The organism is Clostridium massiliamazoniense (genome assembly GCF_001403635.1).
GTDB lineage: Bacteria > Bacillota > Clostridia > Clostridiales > Clostridiaceae > Sarcina > Sarcina massiliamazoniense.
On record NZ_LN879468.1, the window covers coordinates 1,896,526 to 1,918,990 of the forward strand.

The 22,465-nt window shown below is 26.6% G+C and carries 24 protein-coding genes; 3 read left to right on the forward strand and 21 right to left on the reverse strand.

The features are described 5' to 3' along the window. Window positions 1-190: 190 nt before the first annotated feature. Both ARA19_RS15845 and ARA19_RS15850 read right to left on the reverse strand, forming a co-directional pair. Entirely contained in the window at window positions 191-1,369 is a 1,179-nt protein-coding gene (locus ARA19_RS15845) for a cation:proton antiporter (RefSeq protein WP_055071896.1), read from the reverse strand. Window positions 1,370-1,878: 509 nt separating this feature from the next. After that, entirely contained in the window at window positions 1,879-3,069 is a 1,191-nt protein-coding gene (locus ARA19_RS15850) for a cation:proton antiporter (RefSeq protein WP_055071897.1), read from the reverse strand. 386 nt (window positions 3,070-3,455) lie between these two features. On the opposite strand from ARA19_RS15850, the gene ARA19_RS15855 reads away from it, so the two are divergent. Continuing rightward, window positions 3,456-4,298, forward strand: coding sequence for a patatin-like phospholipase family protein (locus ARA19_RS15855; protein WP_055071898.1), 843 nt, complete (start codon window positions 3,456-3,458; stop codon window positions 4,296-4,298). Window positions 4,299-4,421: 123 nt separating this feature from the next. Here the strand turns inward: ARA19_RS15855 and ARA19_RS15860 are convergent, their stop codons facing one another. Together ARA19_RS15860 and ARA19_RS15865 are read right to left on the reverse strand one after the other, a co-directional pair. Next, window positions 4,422-5,399 carry a diaminopimelate dehydrogenase gene (locus tag ARA19_RS15860; RefSeq protein ID WP_055071899.1) on the reverse strand — a complete coding sequence of 326 codons (978 nt, stop codon included), beginning with the start codon at window positions 5,397-5,399 and terminating at the stop codon, window positions 4,422-4,424. Window positions 5,400-5,552: 153 nt separating this feature from the next. After that, entirely contained in the window at window positions 5,553-6,437 is an 885-nt protein-coding gene (locus ARA19_RS15865; protein WP_055071900.1) for a LysR family transcriptional regulator, read from the reverse strand. Window positions 6,438-6,544: 107 nt separating this feature from the next. Between ARA19_RS15865 and ARA19_RS15870 the strand changes: the two genes are divergently transcribed. Beyond that, window positions 6,545-7,735 (forward strand): coenzyme F420-0:L-glutamate ligase, encoded by a 1,191-nt coding sequence (locus ARA19_RS15870; protein WP_055071901.1) that lies wholly within the window; start codon window positions 6,545-6,547, stop codon window positions 7,733-7,735. A gap of 65 nt (window positions 7,736-7,800) precedes the next feature. Here ARA19_RS15870 and ARA19_RS15875 read toward each other — a convergent pair whose 3' ends face one another. The 16 genes from ARA19_RS15875 to ARA19_RS15945 all read right to left on the reverse strand — a co-directional run bounded on the left by ARA19_RS15875 (window position 7,801) and on the right by ARA19_RS15945 (window position 20,285). Further along, the gene (locus ARA19_RS15875) at window positions 7,801-8,424 is read right to left on the reverse strand and encodes a DUF975 family protein (RefSeq protein WP_055071902.1); all 624 of its coding nucleotides are present in this window, start codon (window positions 8,422-8,424) and stop codon (window positions 7,801-7,803) included. Between the two features lie 298 nt (window positions 8,425-8,722). After that, window positions 8,723-9,202, reverse strand: coding sequence for a sigma-70 family RNA polymerase sigma factor (locus ARA19_RS15880; RefSeq protein ID WP_055071903.1), 480 nt, complete (start codon window positions 9,200-9,202; stop codon window positions 8,723-8,725). A gap of 106 nt (window positions 9,203-9,308) precedes the next feature. Next, a complete protein-coding gene (locus ARA19_RS15885; protein ID WP_055071904.1) occupies window positions 9,309-9,695 on the reverse strand; it encodes a hypothetical protein in 387 nt (128 codons plus the stop codon). A gap of 23 nt (window positions 9,696-9,718) precedes the next feature. Continuing rightward, complete coding sequence (locus tag ARA19_RS15890; protein ID WP_055071905.1) at window positions 9,719-10,600, reverse strand: glycoside hydrolase family protein; 882 nt, start codon at window positions 10,598-10,600, stop codon at window positions 9,719-9,721. 71 nt (window positions 10,601-10,671) lie between these two features. Continuing rightward, the gene (locus tag ARA19_RS17225; protein WP_084764535.1) at window positions 10,672-10,833 is read right to left on the reverse strand and encodes an XkdX family protein; all 162 of its coding nucleotides are present in this window, start codon (window positions 10,831-10,833) and stop codon (window positions 10,672-10,674) included. Window positions 10,834-10,860: 27 nt separating this feature from the next. Continuing rightward, entirely contained in the window at window positions 10,861-11,313 is a 453-nt protein-coding gene (locus tag ARA19_RS15895; protein WP_055071906.1) for a hypothetical protein, read from the reverse strand. 20 nt (window positions 11,314-11,333) lie between these two features. Then, window positions 11,334-13,133, reverse strand: coding sequence for a hypothetical protein (locus ARA19_RS15900; RefSeq protein ID WP_055071907.1), 1,800 nt, complete (start codon window positions 13,131-13,133; stop codon window positions 11,334-11,336). Between the two features lie 2 nt (window positions 13,134-13,135). Next, window positions 13,136-14,311, reverse strand: a complete 1,176-nt coding sequence (locus ARA19_RS15905) for a siphovirus ReqiPepy6 Gp37-like family protein (protein ID WP_055071908.1) — start codon at window positions 14,309-14,311, stop codon at window positions 13,136-13,138. Next, entirely contained in the window at window positions 14,308-15,174 is an 867-nt protein-coding gene (locus ARA19_RS15910) for a phage distal tail protein (protein WP_055071909.1), read from the reverse strand. The genes ARA19_RS15905 and ARA19_RS15910 overlap by 4 nt, the downstream gene beginning before the upstream one ends. A 13-nt stretch (window positions 15,175-15,187) precedes the next feature. Then, window positions 15,188-17,266, reverse strand: coding sequence for a hypothetical protein (locus ARA19_RS15915; RefSeq protein WP_055071910.1), 2,079 nt, complete (start codon window positions 17,264-17,266; stop codon window positions 15,188-15,190). Window positions 17,267-17,331: 65 nt separating this feature from the next. Then, the gene (locus ARA19_RS15920; protein ID WP_055071911.1) at window positions 17,332-17,937 is read right to left on the reverse strand and encodes a hypothetical protein; all 606 of its coding nucleotides are present in this window, start codon (window positions 17,935-17,937) and stop codon (window positions 17,332-17,334) included. Window positions 17,938-18,167: 230 nt separating this feature from the next. Beyond that, window positions 18,168-18,368: a BhlA/UviB family holin-like peptide gene (locus tag ARA19_RS15925; protein ID WP_055071912.1), complete on the reverse strand. Its 201-nt coding sequence runs from the start codon at window positions 18,366-18,368 to the stop codon at window positions 18,168-18,170. Between the two features lie 50 nt (window positions 18,369-18,418). Next, window positions 18,419-18,700 carry a hypothetical protein gene (locus ARA19_RS15930; RefSeq protein WP_242862432.1) on the reverse strand — a complete coding sequence of 94 codons (282 nt, stop codon included), beginning with the start codon at window positions 18,698-18,700 and terminating at the stop codon, window positions 18,419-18,421. 38 nt (window positions 18,701-18,738) lie between these two features. After that, on the reverse strand, window positions 18,739-19,026 hold the full coding sequence (locus ARA19_RS15935) for a hypothetical protein (protein WP_055071914.1): 288 nt from the start codon (window positions 19,024-19,026) through the stop codon (window positions 18,739-18,741). 67 nt (window positions 19,027-19,093) lie between these two features. Continuing rightward, a complete protein-coding gene (locus tag ARA19_RS15940) occupies window positions 19,094-19,711 on the reverse strand; it encodes a hypothetical protein (protein ID WP_242862433.1) in 618 nt (205 codons plus the stop codon). 157 nt (window positions 19,712-19,868) lie between these two features. Further along, window positions 19,869-20,285 carry a sigma factor-like helix-turn-helix DNA-binding protein gene (locus ARA19_RS15945; RefSeq protein ID WP_055071915.1) on the reverse strand — a complete coding sequence of 139 codons (417 nt, stop codon included), beginning with the start codon at window positions 20,283-20,285 and terminating at the stop codon, window positions 19,869-19,871. Window positions 20,286-20,564: 279 nt separating this feature from the next. On the opposite strand from ARA19_RS15945, the gene ARA19_RS15950 reads away from it, so the two are divergent. Continuing rightward, complete coding sequence (locus ARA19_RS15950; protein WP_055071916.1) at window positions 20,565-21,407, forward strand: YitT family protein; 843 nt, start codon at window positions 20,565-20,567, stop codon at window positions 21,405-21,407. 32 nt (window positions 21,408-21,439) lie between these two features. Here ARA19_RS15950 and ARA19_RS15955 read toward each other — a convergent pair whose 3' ends face one another. Then, on the reverse strand, window positions 21,440-22,291 hold the full coding sequence (locus ARA19_RS15955) for a leucine-rich repeat domain-containing protein (protein WP_242862434.1): 852 nt from the start codon (window positions 22,289-22,291) through the stop codon (window positions 21,440-21,442). Between the last annotated feature and the right edge of the window lie 174 nt (window positions 22,292-22,465).

Sequence of the window (22,465 nt, forward strand, 5' to 3'; positions counted from 1 at the left end):
TTACAATTAAACTATTTTATTTAATATTCATACTTTGGTTTTAAGGTTTCTTTTCATTATTTAAAAAAATTTCTTTACTAAAATTAAACCATCACTAAAACACTACTTTTAATAACAATTTATCCTTTAAATAAAGAAATTTTTATAAAAAAAATTTTTTAACTTTTTTGATTTTGTTAAAATTTTATTTTTAATTTGTTCTTATTTTCTGTTCCTTGAAAATTAATTTTAATAATATAGGTGTTATAACTGTGGTTACAACAACTACCAAAACTACAGGTGCTAAAAATTTATCTAACATTAACCCAATTGCAATCCCTTTACTTGCTACTATTAATGCTACTTCACCTCTTGAAATCATTCCTACACCTATTTGTAAAGCTTCCTTATTGTTATATTTACAAAGTTTAGCTCCTAACCCACATCCTATTATCTTGGTTACTATAGCTACCACTATTAATATTAAAGTGAATATTATCATTTCTGTTGTCATACTTCCAAGTTCCACCTTAACTCCCACACTAGCAAAAAATATAGGTGATAACATTATATAAGATAGAGTCTCAAACCTTGAATTAATATAACCTGTTTTTTCTGTATTTGATATTATTAATCCTGCTATAAAAGCTCCTGTTATATCAGCAACTCCAAAAAACTCTTCAGCTATAAAAGAAAGTAATAAACATATTACAAAAGATATTATTACAAACCTTCTTCTATCTTCATCATATCTTTTTACCCACTTGCCAAATAAATAATGTAATAAGATTCCTAATACAGCAGCAAAAATGAAAAATAATACTATTTTAAGAATTACAATTCCTATGCTTATAGATGAATCTGCACAACTAGTAATTAAAGTTAATGCTATAATTCCTAAAATATCATCTATTAACGCTGCACCTAAAATTGTATTTCCAGCCTTTGTAGTAAGCTTACCTAATTCCTTTAGAGTTTCCACTGTTATACTTACTGATGTTGCTGTTAAAATTACCCCAATAAATATGTTTTGAAGTATTACTTCAGTTGATGAACCTTTATTAAATAACATAGCTAATAAAAAACCACCTATTAAAGGTACAATTACCCCCATTAAAGCTATAATAAATGATGCTACTCCAGTCTTTTTTAATTCTTTTATATCTGTTTCAAGACCTGCTGTAAACATAAGAACTATAACACCTAAAGAAGATAATTGTTGTAAAAAATCAGTTTCATGCAAAACATCTAGCATTGCTGGTCCTAAAACAATTCCCGCTACTAAAGCTCCTACAACTTGAGGTAAATGAACTCTCTTTGTTACAAGTCCTAATAGCTTTGTACTTAATAGTATTATAGCTATATCAAATAAAAATTTATGTGTTAACACCTAAATTCCCCCCTTCTTATTCTCCTATAGATGTAATTATATATCTATAATATTTCTTCCTCAAAGTTCAAAATATCATTAATATACTCACCACAATCCATTTACCATTATTTTACATCAAATATTTGTTATATACTTATCATTGCTTAGAATTACTTAAATTTAAAAGTATCAAAAAAATAGGTACTGTATCAACTCAGCACCTTAATTTATATTATTTTTATCTGCCGAGATAGCTATATAGGTACAAAATGCTGTGACCATTGAACTAGTATTAGAAGCTCTTTATTTTTGAACAATAGTTTCGTAAAAAAATTCCATTGTTTGAACAAAGTGAGTTTGGAAATTTTATAAACTGTTGTAAAAAAATATTAGAGCTTCTTTACGTAGGTGAGTGACCACCAATGATGAACCTATATATCTAGATAAAAGGCAGAGAAATAGAAAGGATGTATCTATAATTTGATACATCCTCTACTTTTTATAAATATATTAACTTAAGCTTTTTTCTAAGCAAAACTTTCATTACCTTCTTTTTCTTTTCTTTCTGCAAAAGCAACTTTTAATAATACTGGTGTTATTACTGTTGTTATTACAACACATATAACTAATGGTGGAAGTAATGAATTTGTCATTAATCCAACTGCAATACCTTTACTTGCTACTATTAAAGCTACTTCTCCTCTAGACACCATTCCTGAACCTATTTGTAATGATTCTTTATTGGTATACTTACATAGTTTAGCTCCTATTCCACAACCAATTATCTTAGTTAAAATTGCTACGATAGTTATTACTATAGTAAATAACCAAAGTGACCCATTCATAGAAGCAAATGAAACTTTTAAACCTATACTTGCAAAGAAAACAGGTGATAAAAGCATATATGATAATGTTTCAAACCTCTCATTGATATACTCTGTTTTTACTGTATTAGATACTATAAGACCTGCTATAAAAGCCCCTGTTATATCTGCAACCCCAAAGAATTCTTCTGCAACATATGCTAAAACTAAGCAAATTACAAAAGCAGCTAAAACATAACGTCTTCTATCATTTGGAGTTCTACACACCCATTTTTCAAATAATTTGTGACATACATATCCAAATCCTCCCGCTAAAACAAAGAAAGCTAATATCTTAATTAAAACCATGCTTATTTTAACTGTTGGATCAGCTAAACTAGTTATTAATGTTAAGGCTATAATCCCTAATATATCATCAATAAGAGCTGCTCCTAATATTGTGTTTCCTGCTTTAGTACTTAATTTTCCTAATTCCTTTAAAGTTTCAACTGTAATACTAACTGATGTAGCTGTTAAAATAACACCTATAAATATATATTGTAAAAGTTTATTATTTCCTACTCCCACATGGAAAGCATTTGCAACTATAAACCCTCCAGCCAGAGGTATAGCAACACCTAAAATAGCTATAATTATAGATGCAACCCCAGTTTTCTTTAATTCTTTTATATCTGTTTCTAAACCAGCTGCAAACATTAATACTATAACACCCAAAGCTGATAAATCATGGATAAAACCTGTTTCTTGAATTAAGTTAAGCATTGATGGTCCTAAAACTATTCCGGCCACTAAAGCACCAACAACCTGTGGCATATTAAACTTCTTTGATATAATTCCGAATAATTTAGTACTTAATAAAATTAGGGCTATATCCATTAAAAATTTGTAAGACATTCATACTCCCCCTTGATTTTTGTCAAAATTCCCCGTTTTTCTTTATGATGTTATTATTATATTAACTCCTTTTTTTGTACTATATATTTATAAATAGTAAACTTTTTACTAACTCTCACTTGATTTTGTTAACATTTTTTCCTTTTATGTTTAATTAAAATCAAGTTGTTCCTTATATATTGCCTTGCTTAAACACTTTTAAATATAATTAATGAAATTTAAAACAATTATTAAGTTATGTTAAAATATTCATGTATCTAAAAAAGTTCATTGAATTTTGGCAGGTAATTTGTTAAGAATTTTTTTTAATATTTCCTGTTATTTTTGAATAAAATTCTCACTTTTAGATAATAATTTACTAAACTAAAGTTAAAGGATGATGTAACGTGCCAAGCTTAATATTAGAAGGAGGAACCTTTAGACCAATTTTTTCAGCTGGAATATTAGATGCTCTAATGGACAATGATGTAATGTTCCCATATTGTATTGGTGTCTCAGCAGGAATTACTAATGGTGTCTCATACATATCTAAACAAAAAAGAAGAAACCTAACTATCTTAGAGCAATACAGAAACGACCACAGATATTTAGGATGGAGAAACTATTTTAAGTGCAAAAGCTTATTTGGACTTGATTTTATATTTGATGAAGTTCCAAATAAAATAAACTTATTTGATATGAAGACTTATAGAGAATATGAGGGTAAGGTTCTTGTTGGTGTCACCAATGCAGATACAGGAAAAACTGAATACCTTGATGGAAAAGACTTAGATGACAAGTGTCAAATGTTAAGAGCAACCTGTGCTATTCCTATATTCTTCCCACCAATTGTAGTTAATGGTCAAAAGTACTTTGATGGTGGAATTTGTGACCCTATTCCTATAAGAAAAGCCATAGCTGATGGTAATGAAAAACATTTAATACTTCTTACTAGACCAAAAGGTTTCAAACTTGATTTAAAGAAAAAAAATGTTTGGGCATCTAGAGTCATGAAAAGAAGATATCCTAATCTTGTTGGTGGATTTCTTAACAGACATGAACTTTATAATGAAACAGTTGCTTTCTGTGAAGAACTTGAAAGACAAGGTAAGGCAATTATTCTTAGACCTACAGAGGAACAAGTTGTAGAGAGTTTTGAAAAAAATGTTTCAAGACTTCAATATTCCTATGAAGAAGGATATAAACTAGGACTTGAAAAATTAGATGAAATAAAAAAACTTTTTGAATAGTGTAACTAAAAAAGCTAAATTGATTTAAAACTACCCTTTAATAACTATGATAGTTTAATCAATTTAGCTTTTATTTAAATATTATTTAACTCTATTTAGTATCATTAGGAATAAAGTTAAATCTTAAAGTAATTCTTTTCTTAATTCACTTGCACTTTTAGTTGAAAGGTATGATGGAGCTACATCAAATACAGTAATAGCACCTTTTCTTCCTTCTTTAGCCATTCTATAAATAGCTCTTGCATAAGCTGTTAAAACAGATGATGTAAATTCTGGATTACTATCTAATTGAAGAGAAAACTCTATTTTTTCGTTGTTTCCTGCTCCTGTTTTTCCTGATCTAATTACAAATCCACCATGAGGCATTGCTCTATGCTCTTTGTTGAATTCTTCTTCTGATATGAAATTCACAACTGTATCATATTCATCAAAGTAGTTTGGCATAGTTTTTATTTCATTAGCAACTTTTTCTTTATCTGCTCCTTCATCTAAAACTACATAACAAACTCTTAAGTGTTTTTCTCTTGTAGTTAACTCTGGATTTGCACCTGTTCTTACTTTTTCTAAAGCTTCTTCTTTTGGAACTGTGTATTGAACACCATTTTTAACACCTTCAACTCTTCTTATAGCATCTGAATGTCCTTGGCTAACGCCTTTGCCCCAGAAAGTATAAGTCTTTCCTTCTGGAAGTATTGATTCAGCATATACTCTGTTTAATGAGAATAAACCTGGATCCCAGCCTACTGATATTATTGAAAGCTTTCCTGATTCTTTTGCTGATTTATCAACAGCTTCGAAGTATTCTGGTATTTTTGCATGAGTATCAAAGCTATCAACAGTATTAAAATACTTAGAAATTTCTGGTCCTTGTTTTGGTAAATCTGTTGCAGAACCACCACAAAGTATCATTACATCAATTTTATCTTTGAACTTCTCAATTTCAGAAATATTTGTTGCAGGTCCAAAGCCTTCAACTTCTACGTTATTTCTTCTTGTGAATATTGCTTCAACAGACATATCTGGATTTTGAGCTACAGATTTAAGAACACCTCTACCTAAGTTTCCATAACCAACTATCCCTATTCTTATTTTGTTTTCCATAAAAAAGCCCCCTATCATATTAAGTATTTTATTTCCATAGGTTATATATAAATTATATAATTTCAACTTTATTAGGGCAATAAAAATTATTCTTTAAAATCAATTATTTATTAACTTAAACTTATTTTAAGTTTAGTATTCTCCCTTATAACCCTATTCTTCCTCTAAAACTTCAATAAATTTTTTTGCTGCTGGAGATAATGAAAGATTCTTTAAATAGCAATAACCAATACTTCTTTTTGGGATTTTTTCTTTAGTTTCTATCTCATGTAATAGACCTGTTTTTAAGTAGTCCTGTGAAAATTCCTTTATAACACAAGCTATTCCTAGGTTAATTTTTGCAAACTCTAGTAATAAGTCATGGGAACCTAACTCTATTTCTGCTGTTATTTTTATTCCCTTAGACAATATATGTTTTTCAACATATCTTCTTGAATTTGACTCTCTTTCTAATAAAATTAAAGGATAATCCATCAAATCACTAAAATCTATTTTTTCCTTAAAGTTTTCTTTATATTTATCACCACAAACAAAGATATCTTCTATTTCCATAGTTTCTTTCATCACTAAATCATTATCATCAATAGGAAAGTTACAAATAGCTATATCTAATTTCCCTGATTTTAATATATTACAAAGTTGCAAAGTGGTGCTATTAATTATCTTTAATTTTATATTTGGATATAACTTATTAAACTTTTCCAAGTACTTTAAAAGAAAATATCTAGATATAGTATCTCCTACACCTATTTTTAATTCTCCCATTATTAAATTTCTTGCCTCATATATTTTTTCTTCTCCCGTATTTATTAAATTCATGGCAGAAAAAATATATTCATATAAAATTGCACCTTCCTTTGTTAATTCAGCTCCCCTTGGTGTTCTAATAAAAAGCTTAGTATCTATTTCTTGCTCTAATTGCATTATAGATTGACTTACTGCTGGTTGTGTCATATATAAAGATTTAGCAGCCTTTGAAAAACTTTTTTCCTTACCCACTTCATAAAAAACCTTATAGAGGTCCAGTTTTCCTATCATATAAGTCCTCCTTATATCTAATATATAATCTATTTATTTTACTTATACCATATATTTGTATTAAAGTATATATGTAATTATTATTTGAATTTTAAGGAGAGATTATAGTGGAAAGAGTAGTTGGAACTGTTGTTAGAGGATTACGTTGTCCTATTATAAATGAAGGAGATAAAATTGACGAAATCGCAACTAGCACTCTTTTAAGAGCCGCTGAAGTTGAAGGGTTTAAAATTGAAGATAGAGATATCTTAACTATCACTGAATCTATCGTTGCTCGTGCTCAAGGTAACTATGCAACAATAGACAATATAGCTAAGGATATTAATGAAAAATTCGGTGATGATACTATAGGTGTTATTTTCCCAATATTAAGCCGTAACAGATTTGCTATCTGTCTTCGTGGTATTGCAAAAGGAGCTAAAAAAATAGTTTTAATGCTTAGCTATCCATCTGATGAAGTTGGTAACCACTTAGTTGATATAGAAGAATTAGATGAAAAAGGAATAAATCCTTGGAGTGATGTTTTAACTGAAGCTGACTTCCGTAAGCATTTTGGTTACAAAAAACATAGATTCACAGGAATTGATTATGTAGATTACTACAAATCATTAATCGAAGAGTATGGTGTTGAATGTGAAGTTATCTTCTCAAACAATCCCAAAACAATCTTAGACTATACTAAGAATGTTCTTACTTGTGATATACATACAAGATTCAGAACTAAAAAAATATTAAAGAACAATGGCGGAGAAAAAATCTACAGCCTTGATGATATATTATCAAAATCAATAGATGGTAGCGGATACAATGCAGATTACGGTCTATTAGGTTCAAACAAATCAACTGAAGAAAGTGTTAAACTTTTCCCAAGAGATTCACAAGCTTTAGTTGAAAGAATTCAAGCTTCAATAAAAGAGAAAACAGGAAAAACTGTTGAAGTAATGGTTTATGGAGATGGAGCATTTAAAGATCCAGTAGGAAAGATATGGGAACTTGCTGACCCAGTTGTTTCACCTGGATACACTAAAGGTCTTGATGGTACTCCAAACGAAGTTAAGCTTAAATACTTAGCTGATAATAACTTCGCTGATTTAAGAGGAGAAGAGCTTCAAAATGCAATCTCTGAATATATCAAAAACAAAGAGGATGACCTTGTTGGAGCTATGGAAGCTCAAGGAACTACTCCAAGAAGACTTACAGATTTAATCGGTTCTTTATCTGATTTAACATCTGGAAGTGGAGATAAAGGAACTCCTATGATATATATCAAAGGATACTTCGATAACTACACTAAATAATTAATATAAATAACAAGGGGATGTATCAAAATTACAGATACATCCCTTTTTTTAAGCCCTATATATTATTCTAATATTTCTTTTTTATAATTATTTTTTAACTCTAAATAATAATTTGCTTGTGTTAAATTTACATAAGGTATAATCCATATATAAGCTAATCCAAAGGTTATAATTCCTAATAAATACCATAATACAAAACTAATATCCAATACAAAGTACTCAAACTTATGACCTTTCATCATTGCCCAACTTTCTTTTAAAACTTCTATTACTCCTTTATTATTATCATCAGCCAAAATATATGGTGCCATAGATAAACCATAAGCTATTATAATACCTGGAATTATTAATAATACCATTCCTATAACTGTTAAAAGTGATATTAAAATATATAAACCTAAAGTTTTTAAATAAATATTAAATCCTGAAAATAAATTTGTAAACTTAGGATTATATTTATTAGCTACATTAATTAAAAATCTACATAATCCAATTGAGAATGCTCCACTGGTAAGTATAATAAAAATATTATAACCTGTATAAACTGCAGTATCAGGATATTTTATATTTAGAAAACTTTCTAATCCAGATAATAAAATAAAAAATAAAGTTACTCCTATACATACCCATAAATTATTATTAAGTTGAATCTTTGCCCTTGATTTCAACTCTCTTCGTGATACCATAAAATCAAACCCCTTATTAATTATTATTTTTAATTGTTAATTATAATATATAATATAGTAATAAATAACTCAATAAATTTCGTTCGACTTTTTCTGACAATACATAACCTCTATGTCTTAAAAAAGCATAATCTAATATAAACTATTCTATTAATCCTAAATTTGATACTATACTTTTTTAATCATTTATTTTTAATTTCTACTTTTACTAAGTATCCTGTATTATTGGGACTTTCTTTAATAATATTTAGGTATTAACTTTATTTCTTTATTTCTATATTTTTTAATATTATTTTCTCTATTTTTTTAACTTTTTTTTTATATTTTGTGGTGATTCTCCATATAAATTCGAAATTTTTTTATAAGTCATATCACTTTTGTATCTTAATGTAATGAGCTTTTTACTTTTCTCATCTAAATTTCTTATAATATCATAAAACATCAAATTTTCATCAATTGTTTCTACTTGTAAGTTATTTTTCTGTAATTCCTTAAATATATTGTTTTTAACATAATAATTACTTCTTCTCCACATAAATCTTTTTAGTGAAATATTAATATAAGATCTTATTGCTTTATCATTTTCAAAATTATCTAAATTTAATTTTAAAATTAATTCACAAAAATAAGATTCTAATTCTTCATAGCTATCACTTGCAGGAATAAAAAAAGAATATCCCTTTAATATATCCCTATACTTTGATAATAATTTTTGAAAACTATAATAATCATTATTTCTTATTAATTTAATTAATCCTCTGATTGTATCATTTTTCATAATATATCCACCTTCCTTTAAATTACTATAAATAAAAATAAGCTATATCCATGATAAACTCATGAATATAGCTTATTTTTCATTTTACATATTTTTCATGGATGCATTATCCATTCGCTCTAGTTATTTTTATATCTTTCTCAATTTTATTTATTATAATTTTTGCAACATTATTATCTACTACTATATCCATAGCTTCAAGTATTGCTACAATCACGTCATACTTTCTATTAACAAAATTTTCTTCATTAATATTATCATTTTTAAGAATATTTATTGTTGTAGTTATCACATCTAATATTTTAGATACATCACTACTTGGATCTACTTTTTTAGATATATTATCACTTATACTCAATATTTCTTCAAATTTTTTATCTATATATTTTAAGGATGGAATATTTTTAGCTGTAGCACTTAAATTATATATTAAGAAAATTATACAAATAAAAATAATAAAAGTTATTAATAAAATTGTCAAATAAAAATCCATAATTTCAATTTACCTCCAATCTATTAATTATTTATATATTTCCTATATAAAAACATATTAGCTTCTGCTAATCTTCGTCTTTCTAAACCCCATAATTTTTTTCCATCACAATAACTCCACGCTGTAAAATCATTAATTATTATATTATTATCTAAACACTCAATAATATTTTGTAATAAATCACTTCTCTTTAACGCATTTATCCCTAAATTATATGAAAAGTCAACAAGACTATCAAATTGATACTGTGTTAAATTTAAATCTTTAGTTATTAAAAATACCTCTTTTGCTAAAGAATTTAATGTATTTTCCAAGTCACTCATAGCTTCTTCTAATGTTACTGGTGCAGGTTTAGTATTATATGTACAATCCCCAAAGCCAACTGTCCAATTTCCTCCTGCATCTTTATAAGGTACTGATGAAAAACCTTCCCAAGAAGCTGTAAACTTAATTAACTCATTTGATACTTGATTTATTTCTTTTGTTTCAATATTTGTATATTGTTTACTTATATATCCAATTTCAGGAGATGAAATTTTATACCATTCTCCTACTTCATCAATAATTTTAAATCTTTGACCAAAATCTAAAACTGATATAATATCAGAATATACACTATCATTTTTTCTTACATTCAAACCAATTTCACTTATTATATATCCAAATCTGTCAGATATATTACTTCTATTATTTTCACCATTTTCATTCTCATAAACTAAATCACCTAATAACTTCTTACAAGCATCATATAATTCTTCATTTAATGGTACAGTTTGAAGCCAAATCCCATAATTATTTTTAAAAAGAAAAATTTCTATATCATTAGGTATTAAATTTAATATTGATTTAATATCTATTTTCCCATTTTTCTCTTTTAATAATTTAGTACAAATTATTCTATTCATATATTTTCCTCCTAATAAATTAAGAGCTATTGTAAATTTACAATAGCTCCTTTAATCTTTTTATTTACTACTTAAAAAAACTTTCTAAATGCTTCAGTATTAGTTACTAAAGGTTCTCCTACAATTTCTTTATATTGTTCTGAAGTTAATAACCCTTCACTAACTGCTTCTACTAATTGTTCTTTTGTAGCCATTCCCCATTGATAAAATTCTTTCCATGTTTCAAAATTCATAATTATTTCCTCCTAAATAAATTCTTATTATTTTTTTAATTCCATTGATGTTACAACTTGTCCAAGAGCTTGAATTTCCTTTAATAAAATGCTATTTTGCTCTTTTAATTTTTTATTTTCACTAGCCATATTATCTACTAAATTACTTAATGCAGTTTGTTTATTATTACTTATTTGCGATTGTAATTGTAACTCACAAAGTACTCTTCCAATCATTTGTTCTTTAGTTAATGGTCTTGGTGGTTGTGCTGGTCTCTCTTTAAATACAAAATCTTTTATTGTTAATACTTGCCCTTCTATTGGATTACTTTTGAATAATATTAATTTTTTAAATTCCTTAACTAAATTATTAAATAGTTCATCAGTTACTTCTATATACTTTAATTCATTATTAAATACTCCACCGCTTAAATCTCCATTAAAATCTGCTAATAATGATTTTATTTCTAATTTACTATTGTATAAAACTAAATTTTTCATATTGATTATATTCCTTTCTATTAGTTTGTAATTATTAATCTAACATAAGTTTCGGTTAAGTACTCACTAGAACTATCCATACTTATAGTAATTGATGAGTCATTTATCTTACTTATATAAAATGGTGTTGTTGTTGCTTGTACTTGAATAAAAGGAACATTAACCCCCATAGCTGTCCTTAAGTGTGCATTAGCAAATGGAGATCCATTTAAATCAATAGTAATATCTTCTGTTACTGTTATTCCATTTTCATTAGTAAGATTTACACCTATTACTCCAAAGAAACCACAATCAGTTGCTGTTGTTTCTGTTAATAAATACGGGCTACAATACCATCCATTTACAACATATTGTATTGGTTCTCCTGATGTTGTGTAAGAAGTTCCACTTTGATTTACTGCTGTATTCATAAAATTTTGACCTTTTACTCTTAAACATTCATTAATATCTATTGCTGTTGTTGATATAGTATCAACGACATCAATATTATTTGATTTTATATATCCAGTCACTACATTTCCATAAATATTAAGAGTATCTTCACCTGATGTAACTGGTGTAAATCCTAAAAGGTTATTATTTGTATTTGTATTATATATAACAAATTCATTTGAACCATTTATCTCCATGCCAACTGTAGGATTTGTACTTGAATTTAATGCAAATTCTATATTATCATTTACAAGAAGTTCTCCATCTATAGTTACTTCATCGTTCATAGTTACATTAGATTGTATGTCTAAGTTTCCATATATATTTAATGTATCTGTCCCTGATGTAACTGGCGTAAATCCTAAAATACTATTGTTAGTATTATTATTATATATAATAAATTCTTTTGAACTGTTTATTTCAATCCCAGCTGTAGGATTTGTACTAGAATTCAATGCAAATTCTAAATAATCACTTACAGTCACTGGATTGCTCATACTTACATCTCCATAAATATTTACACTACCAATACTTCCAGAAGTATTTGATGGCACCATACCTATTAAATCGTTTCCAGTATTCATATTAGCCATAAAAAATGTATTTCCATTAGTTCCTAATTCAATACCATTTCCAGCATTATTCTCAAAGGTAATTTGGCCATTATTATTAGTCATATTCACATTATTAGAAAAAGTCCATTGTCCACTTATTGTCGGAGATGAACTCGCAGTTAAATAATTACCTGAATTATTTTTTATAGAATTTATTTCTGATAAAAGTTTGGTAAGGTCTGCATTACTATAATCAGCCTTTACAGATGCAAACCAATTATCAAAAGCTGATGTGAATTGATTAAATAATCCAGTAGTATCTATTTGATCTATGACCCCAGCAACAAAGCCACATACTTCATTATTTGCTCTAGTATCTAATATTGAACTTTGTGATATATTAATAGCATTAGGCATTATCTTTATTTCAGCTAATGATAACTGATATACATTATTTCCATTTTCAATAGCTGGTGCTACTGGATTTGCACTAAAAGTTCCTGTTAATATATAAGTTTTTATATTTCTTGTATTTAAGTTTAGTTCACATACTACTCTATCTATTCTTGAATAAGATGTATTTGATGCTGCTAAAGTTAATGTTAAAGGCTCAATATTATTATAATAATATCCATTAATCCATGCCTTTCCTGAATTCACAATAACACTTAATCCTGTACCAGCTTGTACTTGTAAACTATTAGCTGGATTTGCAAATACGCCATTTCCTATAAAACTCGCAAAATATTCTGCCCAATCACTAGCATCATATACCCTATCGTAAGTTCCATTTTCTTCTTTTATAGCATTAAAAAAACTACTTAATTCTGCCATATTTATAGCCTCCTCATATATACTGAATTTATTTTTTTAATTATAGATGGTAAAGGGTACCCAAAAGTTATAACTATATTTAAGCCATTAACTGAATACTCTTCACTTACTGCAACAATTAAACTATTCATGTTTAAATCCCAATCCTTATTCAAGCAGGTAACAATATCTCCAACTTTAAAATCACTTCCATAAGTTAAATTAGATCTTATATTTAAGCTACCGGAAAAACTTTTAATTTCTTGACTTAAACTTAATACCTCATATCCTAAAGCTTCTGAAATTTGTCCAAAATTACTATTTGTTAAAGTTATCTTTTTGCCATTTATCTCTGGATTAGAACAATCTATTGATGTTTCATATCTATTTAATCCCACAAAGCTACTATCTATGGGATATTCTATAATTGATTCTTTATTTTCTCCATTTGCATTGTTTTTATTATCTATAGTTCCATAAACATATGCTGTATTTTTATAATTAACTGAACTTTCTATATAACTATTTGAAAGTATATTATTTAAATTTTCACTAAATATAATAGGTGAGTCTGAAATCCCTATGGATTTATCCTCACCTTTAAAAACATTTACTATATAATTCTTTTGTTTTAAATTCATCAATATTTCTATTCCATAATAATGAGCTTGACATATTGATGATATACTGTCTAAAAGAGAAGAATATTTTGTTATTGTATATGTTGTTTCCTCTAATAAACTTCCATTTTCTAAGATAGATAAATTAGGTATTATTCTGTTACTATCTTCTGGATTTATACACTGTTTTGATATAATTTCTTTAATAATATCAAATACTTTTCCACTTACTACATCTTTATCTATATTAGATATAATTCTTTGAGAAAACCAATTAAGTAAACTTACACCTTGTATTTGAAGAGTTTGAACTCCTTCATCATCTATTGATAAATTTACATAAGTTATAACAAAAGGTTCTAATAGATCTCCATCTTTTGATAAGCTACTTTTTGTTACTAAATTTCCAATTTTAAAAAGTGATAAATTTTTACTATTAAGAGGAATTGACAGTGTAAAGTTTCCTGGTTCATTTAACTGTTTAGTCCATTGTAATGATATTATATTATCTACAATTCCTAATGCATTAAAGTTCGTATCCCATACTGTTAAAAAAAAGTTTTTTAAATTACACATCATAGTACAATCCCCCAATATGACTCATAATACTCTATTTGAGCATCAAATCCATATTTATTCCCCTCATTACACTCATAAGTAAATTCATTTAAACCTGGATTTAACATAAGCCAAGTTGAATTTAATATATCAACTGTTCCTATTACATTTTCTCCATTTAAAAGGACAGACTTATTACCAAATTCTGAATTTATCACCAAAGTATCTTCTGCTTTCATTTTTATATCTATGCTAAAGAATTGACCTGTTGTTAAATTAGTTATTTTTATTCCACTAATTTCCTTAAGTGCTGTTAAGGTTATAATCATAGGGACTTCGACGTTACATTGATTATAAATACTACTTATTGTATTATTTACTCTTTCAGCAAAAATCATTCCTTGCTCTTCAGGGATAGATAGTTTAAATTTAAATTCATCTATATAGGAATTTGAAGTAACGACAGTAGGATTTAAATTATGCCATAGTGTCCCTGGACATAAAATATTTATCATAAACTTTACAAACATACTATTATTATTATCATATCCTATTGCCCATTTTACTAATCCATCACATTTCCCTTTTATTTGATATTTATTATTCACTACTAATTGAACTTCACTAAATGGGCTAGTTATATTAAGCAACTTTTCTCTCTTGCTAGCCATATCTAAATCAGAATTTGCAAAAATATATCCTATAATAGAAATACTCCTACTATTTACATTAGTAGAAGTAATATATTCACCAATTTGTTTTATTGTTTTACTTGTTGAATGTTGTGTATCACAGTTATCTGTAACTATTTGATTTAAAATATAATTTATATTATCAAATTCTATAAATTCATTAGTATTAAGATTTTTCAATAAAACCTCCAAAACCTCTCACCTCCTAATAAAAACCATTTGCCATATTACGGCTTGTTTGTTCTAACTGTCTTCTAACTTCAAATGGATTTAATGCTTTAGGACTATTAATAACCACATTAACTCCCTTATCGCTACTTCCTCCAAATATTGCTGAAGAACCTTTCCTTAATCTACTATGATCCCAAGTAGATTCTAGTGTATTATTAATAGTAGCAACTGCAAACAGAGCATCACCAATGCCAATATCACGGTCACCTGAGCCTAGCATATTCGCCTCTATAGTTTTTTCATTAAGTAAATTTTTTGCTCCATCTGATCTTTCTGTGATTCCACTAAGAACTCTACCTATATAGCTTGAAACTCTATCAAATGTATTTTCTATTCCAGATACCCATGATCCTACATCATTTGATATAGAATTCAACCCACTAGAGAAGCTACTAACCCAGCTTGGTGAATTTGATGATATAATACCTGTTATTCCAGTTGCTAATCCTCCAATTATACCTAATGCTGAATTTTTAAATGATCCAATAAGATTAGAAATACTTCCTGTACTTCCATTAACACTTCTTACTGAATTATTTCCAGTATCATTAACTATTCCATTTATAGCACTTCCGTTAGAACTAATTGATGCCTTTATACTATTTAATCCTCTTTTTATTGTTCCTAAAGTTGTTGACATAGACCTTGAAGATTCTCTAACTATATTCTTACCAAGTCCATTTGCAATTTCATAAATAGTCTTAGTTCTACTTCTCCAATCAGAAATTATATCATTAAGTTTAGATTTAGTATTTCTATTAAACAAATCTAATGCACCTGAATTAGCTGAATTTAGGTTTTTTCCACCTTTGGAAACTATTGAATCTAAAGTATTTTCCATTGATTTAAAGATTAAAGGTATTTCACTTAATCCTTTACTAGTACTTTTTTCTAAATCTGAATAAAAACTATTATAATTACCTAAAATATTTTTATTAGACTTGGCAGTATTATTAAATAAATCTTTATTTAAAATATTATTGTCTGATAGTACTTTTCCATTTCCCTTTTCTATAATAGCTACAATACCATTTGATTGTACTTCTAAATCTTTACCTAACTTTGAATAAAAGCTATTATAATTCTTTAAAAGTTCCTTATTGAATTTTACATTATTATTAAGAATCCCTTTATTTAAAAGGTTATTTCCTTGTAATATTTCATTGTTTCCTTTGTTTATAATAGCTATAACTCCACCTGACTGAGTTTTTAGATCTTTATCTAATTTTGAATAAAAACTATTATTAGTCTTTATAAATTCTTTATTAAACTTTGTAGCATTATTAAGAATATTCTTATTTAAAAGAACATATCCTTCTAATATTTTTCCATTTTGACTATTTGCATTAATAGCAAATTTATTAAATTGAACCTCTGAATCTTTATTAAATTTCGCTAATGCAACTTCAACTGATGATAAACTTTTTATTATTGGAGTACTAATTGTCTCACCTATTTTAGGAGCCACTCCTTTTGCATAAAGATAAACCTTAAGTAAAGTACCATCAAAAGTATTAGCAAATTCCCTTGTTGCTAACATTGCTGAATCAAGAGAATTTACAGTTTCATCTATTGTCTCGCTTAATTTACCTCCTCCGCCACTTGAAGCATTAGGAATCTCATTATCTTCATCATCTTCATCATCTTCACCACCAGGATTACCTCCACCAGAGCAATCACAATGACATTCACAATGACATTCTATTTTTTTATTATCTTCATCATCACTTTCCTTACCTAATAGCTTAGATAAGAATCTTTTTCCTCCCACGGAAGCAGCAATGATTGTAGATATTCCCCCTATAACTGCTACTAATTCACTTAGTGATGTTATTATACTTCCATAAGGATCTTTGCTTTCTGCATGTAACAACCACTCTTCTACTTTATTAGTCGTTACTATTTGATTCGCTAAAGCATCCACATTATTATTAATATTTTTTAAATAATTACACATTGTTGGAAGGAAAGTATACGTAAGGTATTGTATATCACCAATGTTACTACTTATATCATTAATTATCTCATCAACTACTCCTACCTCATCATTCATTTCTACACCTCCTATAAAAAAAGAAATTACTTATTCTGTAATCTCTTTCTACTATATTACCTACTTTAAATCAAAGACATAAGTCCTTGTACAATTATAAAAACTTTAATCATACCTAATAAAACTACTAATATTAATACAATATATAATAGTTTAACTGCTATATTTACCATAAAATAGATAATTTTATTATATCCACTTTGATTAAACTTAATCTTTTCATATCTTATTTTAGTATTATAATAAAATACCCACCCTTTTAACAATTCTATAACTTTATCCTCATCAAGGTAATTCTTATATGACCAATAATTAGAATTATCACTCCAAACTATTTTAATTTTACTAGTATTATCTAAGTTTTTACCTCTTAACTTTTTTAATAAAGCACCTAATTTAAAAGCATCTTTCCTCTTCAAAATTTTTACTTCTATTATAACCTTATCTTTATTATTATCAAATTTTTTACATACAAATTCATCAAAATTCTCTAAAATCCATTTAGGTTTTGAATTTTTTATTTTATTATTTATTTTTTTTATTTCTTCATCAAGCATCTTATTTAGTAAAATCTCTTCTTGATCTTTAATTTTATTAGATTCTAATCTTGTATTTTTTTCCTTTATTTCCGCTATTGTTTTATCTATTTGATTTACTTCTTTATTATCCACCAACTTAAACTCCAATCCTATATAATTTAATATTTTTATTAACATTATTATATATAGGAAATATTTTTAAAAGTAAGATACGTTGACTATTATTTACCATATTACTTGTTTATATTGTAATTAAATAATTTTACTTTATTTTTCTTATGATAATAATATTATTAAACTCTGCAATCGAATAAATAATTAAATAGTATTAAATTAAATATTAAAATTGTTAAATATTTAAATCACTTTAAATTAACTAATTTGTTTTTTATCTCTTCTAACTCTTCTTTTATTACAGGTAAAGTTGATGTAAGCTTGTCTATTATATTTTGATAATTTTCTTCTCTTATGCTATTTTGTTTTAGTACATATATTAATAAGTAACAAAATAATATAGCAAATATACCTTGGCTTATTATCATTTTTAAAATAGCTGAATCCATATCATTCCCCCTTGCATAGTTTATTAATCATATTAAGATAAATTTTAACCTTAATTCACCTGCTCTTGCTTAACAACTTTTCTTAAAGCATCATAATCTGGATCAGCTTGCATTAGATCTCTTAACTCTTTTAAGAATTTCCTACCATCTTCGCTTTGTTTTAATAAATATATCCAACTATCACGTTTGTATACACAAAATAAATAGTATGGTAGTTCTGATATTTCTGTAAAATTTAGTCCAGTATAATCCTTAATACTTTTAATATTACTAGTTATTACAGAATACTTTTCTTCTAATTCCCAATCTTCCACATCAAAATATTTCTTCATTATTAATGAACCTATTTCACCTTCTGGAATTGGGATTCTTAGTTTTTTTCTATATCTGCTACTCCATTAACTATAAATTTCATAAGCTCTGCAATTTGTTTCATTGATAATGTTGCTTCTATTTCTTCAACAGTAAATTTTATATTTTCTCTATTTGTATTTAAGTATTCTGTAATTAGCTCTATTACTTCTTCTAAATTATTCTCTTTTATTTTTCCAAACTTAATTGCTATCTTATATGAAATTGGTGGAATGTTATATGCCACATTTTTTATTGTTATAATTGAATCCTTACAAAAATTATCTAAATTTATTGAATTACTCATATTAATTACCTCTTCTTTCTTTTAGTAAAAAAGACACTATTTCTTAAATAGTGTCTTTAAAAATATTTTAATTTGCTGGTGTTGAAGAAACTTCTTCTCTGAATTCAGCTAAGAATTTATTGAAGTACTGAATTCCTGTTATTTCTGCATTTATAGATGTTGCTTTATCTGTAAAGTCCATGCTGAATCCTTGTCCACCTTGACCTACCATTGTAAATCTTATTTTATTTCCATCTGGTTTTGTGTAAACAAATCTTAATATTACAACCTCTAAGTCTCCACTTCCTGTGAATACAACTCTTTTCTCAGAATTACTTTCTATTATTTCTGCATTACTTAAACTAGCTATGTTATCTACATTCCATGTTAATATACCTGTTTGTGCTGTAAAATCTTCTTGTGTTGTAAATGTTCTAACTAATTGATTGTATTGATTATAAACACTAGTTTGTTTTGGTTTATAAGTTATTTTAAATCCTCCTGTGCAGTATCCTACATTATATTCTGCCACCTCAATTTCAGAGTCATCTGGTAGAGCTGTTAAATCACCTACTGGCATAATGTATACTTCTCCACCTCCTAATAATATTTCACCCTTTCCTGAATTAGCTAAAGAGCTACCAAATGGTTGTCCATTTGCTAAAATTCCTGCGGCTGTTGATGATCCTTTTGCTACTGTACTCATATTAAATTTCCTCCTTGGTATTTTCTAATTTCTTTAGAAAATTAATTTTTATTTGCTAATGATTAATTAGCTTGATATTATCTTAACTCAAGACTTTATTCATATTCTGTCTTTCTTTTGTTTACTTTTTGTTCTCAAATTGTTTTCTATAATCCAACTAACAATTTATAATTGCATCTATCTTTTTTAATGACCTCATATATATTCCTCTTGCAGCTCCATAGCTCATATTTAATCTCTCTGCAATTAGATACCAAGTATATGGAAAATCATCAAAATACCTTAACTCTATAATTTTTCTTTCATCTTCACTTAGAATTTTTATTACATTAAATATCTTGCTTTGTTTTTTTTCTAATATACTTTTTTTCTTTTCTAAAGCTTCTATCTTTAAATTATTATTAATCACTATGTTTTCTACTATACTTTTATTTCCTCCAGCTGTAGATAAGTTATCCTTATATTCAACAGCTTTTAATCCATCTTCTTCTTTAAAAATTTCTATCTCTATTTCTATATTTTTAATTTTAATTTGGTTCTTTTTGTATTCTTTTAATAATTCACTTGCTTTCATAATATCTCTCCTCTTTTGATGTTAAAATAAAAAACTCTCTATATACTTAAAGACTTACTCACAACCTTTTTTAAACCTAAAAAATAATTTTTCATATATCAATATTAATTTAAATTCCTTTTTATTAAACTACTTCAAAATCTTAAAAAAATTAAATAATATGTTAATTATATTAATTTTATCCAATCACAGTTGACAACCAATCTTTAACAATTAAAAATATATTGTGTTTTAAATTATTAATGCTACGTAAAAATAAAATAGTTAGGGGGAACTTTTATGAAAAGACTTAAAGAGTATGGAATAATTACTTTAGGAGTATTATTAGTTGTTATAGCTTTTGAATTTTTCTTTTTTCCAAATAATATAGCAAGTGGTGGTGTTTCTGGTTTAGCTCTTGTTTTAAATAATTTACTTGGTCTTGAACCTGGAATAATCATGTTTATTTGCAATGCAATATTATTTGCCATAGCATTTATATTTATAGGAGGAAATTTTGGAGTTAAAAGTATCTATGCTGCTTTTAGCTTATCTGGAATCCTTTCTATTATTGAGAAAATTGGTGCTCCCAATGCTGTAACTAACAATTTAATATTAGCCTCAATATTCGGAAGTGCACTTTTAGCCCTTGGTTCTTCAATTATCTTTTCTCAAGGTGCATCAACAGGTGGTACAAGTATTACAGCTAAACTTTTAAATAAATATGCTCACATAGACATAGGAAAGGGAATGTTTATTTCTGATTCAGTAGTTATTCTTTTAGCTATGTATACTTTTGGTATAGAACTTGGTTTGTTTGGACTTTTAAGTGTTTACTTAACAGGAAACTTTATTGATAAATTCATAAATGGAGCTAAATCATGCAAAAAACTACTTATATTCACTAAGAAAAAAGACTTAGTTGTTGATTATATAACAAAGGATATTGACAGAGGATGTACTATTTTAAAAGGGGAAGGTGGATATACTAAAGAAGAAAATGACGTTATATTAACTATTTTAGATAGAAGACAATTTATAATGTTAAAAAAATTTATGAAGGAAAATGACCCAAATGCCTTTATAACAGTTAGCACAACTAATGAGGTTCTAGGGGAAGGTTTCGCTAGTATAATAGAATAAGTTTCACTAAAATAAGTTGGAGGGTGTATAATTTATTTATAGACTATACACCCTCTTTTATCTAATTCACTCAATATTTCATCAGCTTCTAAATTAATATTCCATCTTAAATCTAGCTTTTCTAAACCTTCGATATTAAGTATTTCTTTTGGTAAAGTGATAATATCATTCCCTCTTAAATCAATTTCTAAAAGTCCTTTAATCTCTCCAATTTCTTTAGGTATTTCTCTTAATTCATTATTTTTTAAATTTATTCTTCTCAAGGATTGTAAGTTTTCAAATTCCTTTGGTATTTCTTTTAAATTGTTATCACTAATATCTAAAACTCTTAACTTATTTAAATTGCATAATTTACTAGGAATATAAGATATATTATTCTCTTTAAAATGTAATTCTCTTAAATCAGAAAGCTCCCCTAAAATTGTTGGGATTTCATTTAGCTTATTAGAATTTACTCTTAGTTCAACTAAAGATTTTAAATGTCCAATTTCTAAAGGCAATTTACTTATTCTATTTTCACTTAAATTTAAGTATCTTAATTTCTTTAAGTTTTTTATTTCTTTAGGAATAGTAACTATATTATTTCCATGAAGATTTAAATATTCACTTAATTCCTCTAACTCAAAAATCTCTTTAGGTAAAAATTCTATTTTATTATAACCTAAGTCTAAAATTTTTAATTTTTTAAGTTTTATTATATCCTTAGGAATTTCCTTTATTTTATTGACAGATAAATTAAGGTTCTCTATACTAGTAATGTTGAAAAATTCCTCTGGTATTTCTTCCACATCATTTCTAAAAAAACTTATCTCTTCAATAAACTTATGTTTAAATAATTCTTTTGGAATTTTCTTTAACATTTTATTTCTATAATCTAATTTCAAATACATCACCTCATTTTAATTATAATAATCCACAATTAATAATTCAAAAAGTTACCCACAACATTAATTATCGAAAATTATCCACAACTCTAAATAAAAAAAGTTATCCACAGATAATTTTAATAAAAATAATTGTGGATAACTTTTAAAAATTCCAAACTTATAATTAACTTA

Bases quoted from the DNA above. Each gene is read 5' to 3' on its own strand.
- ARA19_RS15850 (WP_055071897.1), bottom strand. From the start codon at position 3,069: ATGTCTTACAAATTTTTAATGGATATAGCCCTAATTTTATTAAGTACT.
- ARA19_RS15860 (WP_055071899.1), bottom strand. From the start codon at position 5,399: ATGGAAAACAAAATAAGAATAGGGATAGTTGGTTATGGAAACTTAGGT.
- ARA19_RS15865 (WP_055071900.1), bottom strand. From the start codon at position 6,437: ATGATAGGAAAACTGGACCTCTATAAGGTTTTTTATGAAGTGGGTAAG.
- ARA19_RS15875 (WP_055071902.1), bottom strand. From the start codon at position 8,424: ATGGTATCACGAAGAGAGTTGAAATCAAGGGCAAAGATTCAACTTAAT.
- ARA19_RS15880 (WP_055071903.1), bottom strand. From the start codon at position 9,202: ATGAAAAATGATACAATCAGAGGATTAATTAAATTAATAAGAAATAAT.
- ARA19_RS15885 (WP_055071904.1), bottom strand. From the start codon at position 9,695: ATGGATTTTTATTTGACAATTTTATTAATAACTTTTATTATTTTTATT.
- ARA19_RS15890 (WP_055071905.1), bottom strand. From the start codon at position 10,600: ATGAATAGAATAATTTGTACTAAATTATTAAAAGAGAAAAATGGGAAA.
- ARA19_RS17225 (WP_084764535.1), bottom strand. From the start codon at position 10,833: ATGAATTTTGAAACATGGAAAGAATTTTATCAATGGGGAATGGCTACA.
- ARA19_RS15895 (WP_055071906.1), bottom strand. From the start codon at position 11,313: ATGAAAAATTTAGTTTTATACAATAGTAAATTAGAAATAAAATCATTA.
- ARA19_RS15900 (WP_055071907.1), bottom strand. From the start codon at position 13,133: ATGGCAGAATTAAGTAGTTTTTTTAATGCTATAAAAGAAGAAAATGGA.
- ARA19_RS15905 (WP_055071908.1), bottom strand. From the start codon at position 14,311: ATGATGTGTAATTTAAAAAACTTTTTTTTAACAGTATGGGATACGAAC.
- ARA19_RS15915 (WP_055071910.1), bottom strand. From the start codon at position 17,266: ATGAATGATGAGGTAGGAGTAGTTGATGAGATAATTAATGATATAAGT.
- ARA19_RS15925 (WP_055071912.1), bottom strand. From the start codon at position 18,368: ATGGATTCAGCTATTTTAAAAATGATAATAAGCCAAGGTATATTTGCT.
- ARA19_RS15930 (WP_242862432.1), bottom strand. From the start codon at position 18,700: ATGAAGAAATATTTTGATGTGGAAGATTGGGAATTAGAAGAAAAGTAT.
- ARA19_RS15935 (WP_055071914.1), bottom strand. From the start codon at position 19,026: ATGAGTAATTCAATAAATTTAGATAATTTTTGTAAGGATTCAATTATA.
- ARA19_RS15940 (WP_242862433.1), bottom strand. From the start codon at position 19,711: ATGAGTACAGTAGCAAAAGGATCATCAACAGCCGCAGGAATTTTAGCA.
- ARA19_RS15945 (WP_055071915.1), bottom strand. From the start codon at position 20,285: ATGAAAGCAAGTGAATTATTAAAAGAATACAAAAAGAACCAAATTAAA.
- ARA19_RS15950 (WP_055071916.1), top strand. From the start codon at position 20,565: ATGAAAAGACTTAAAGAGTATGGAATAATTACTTTAGGAGTATTATTA.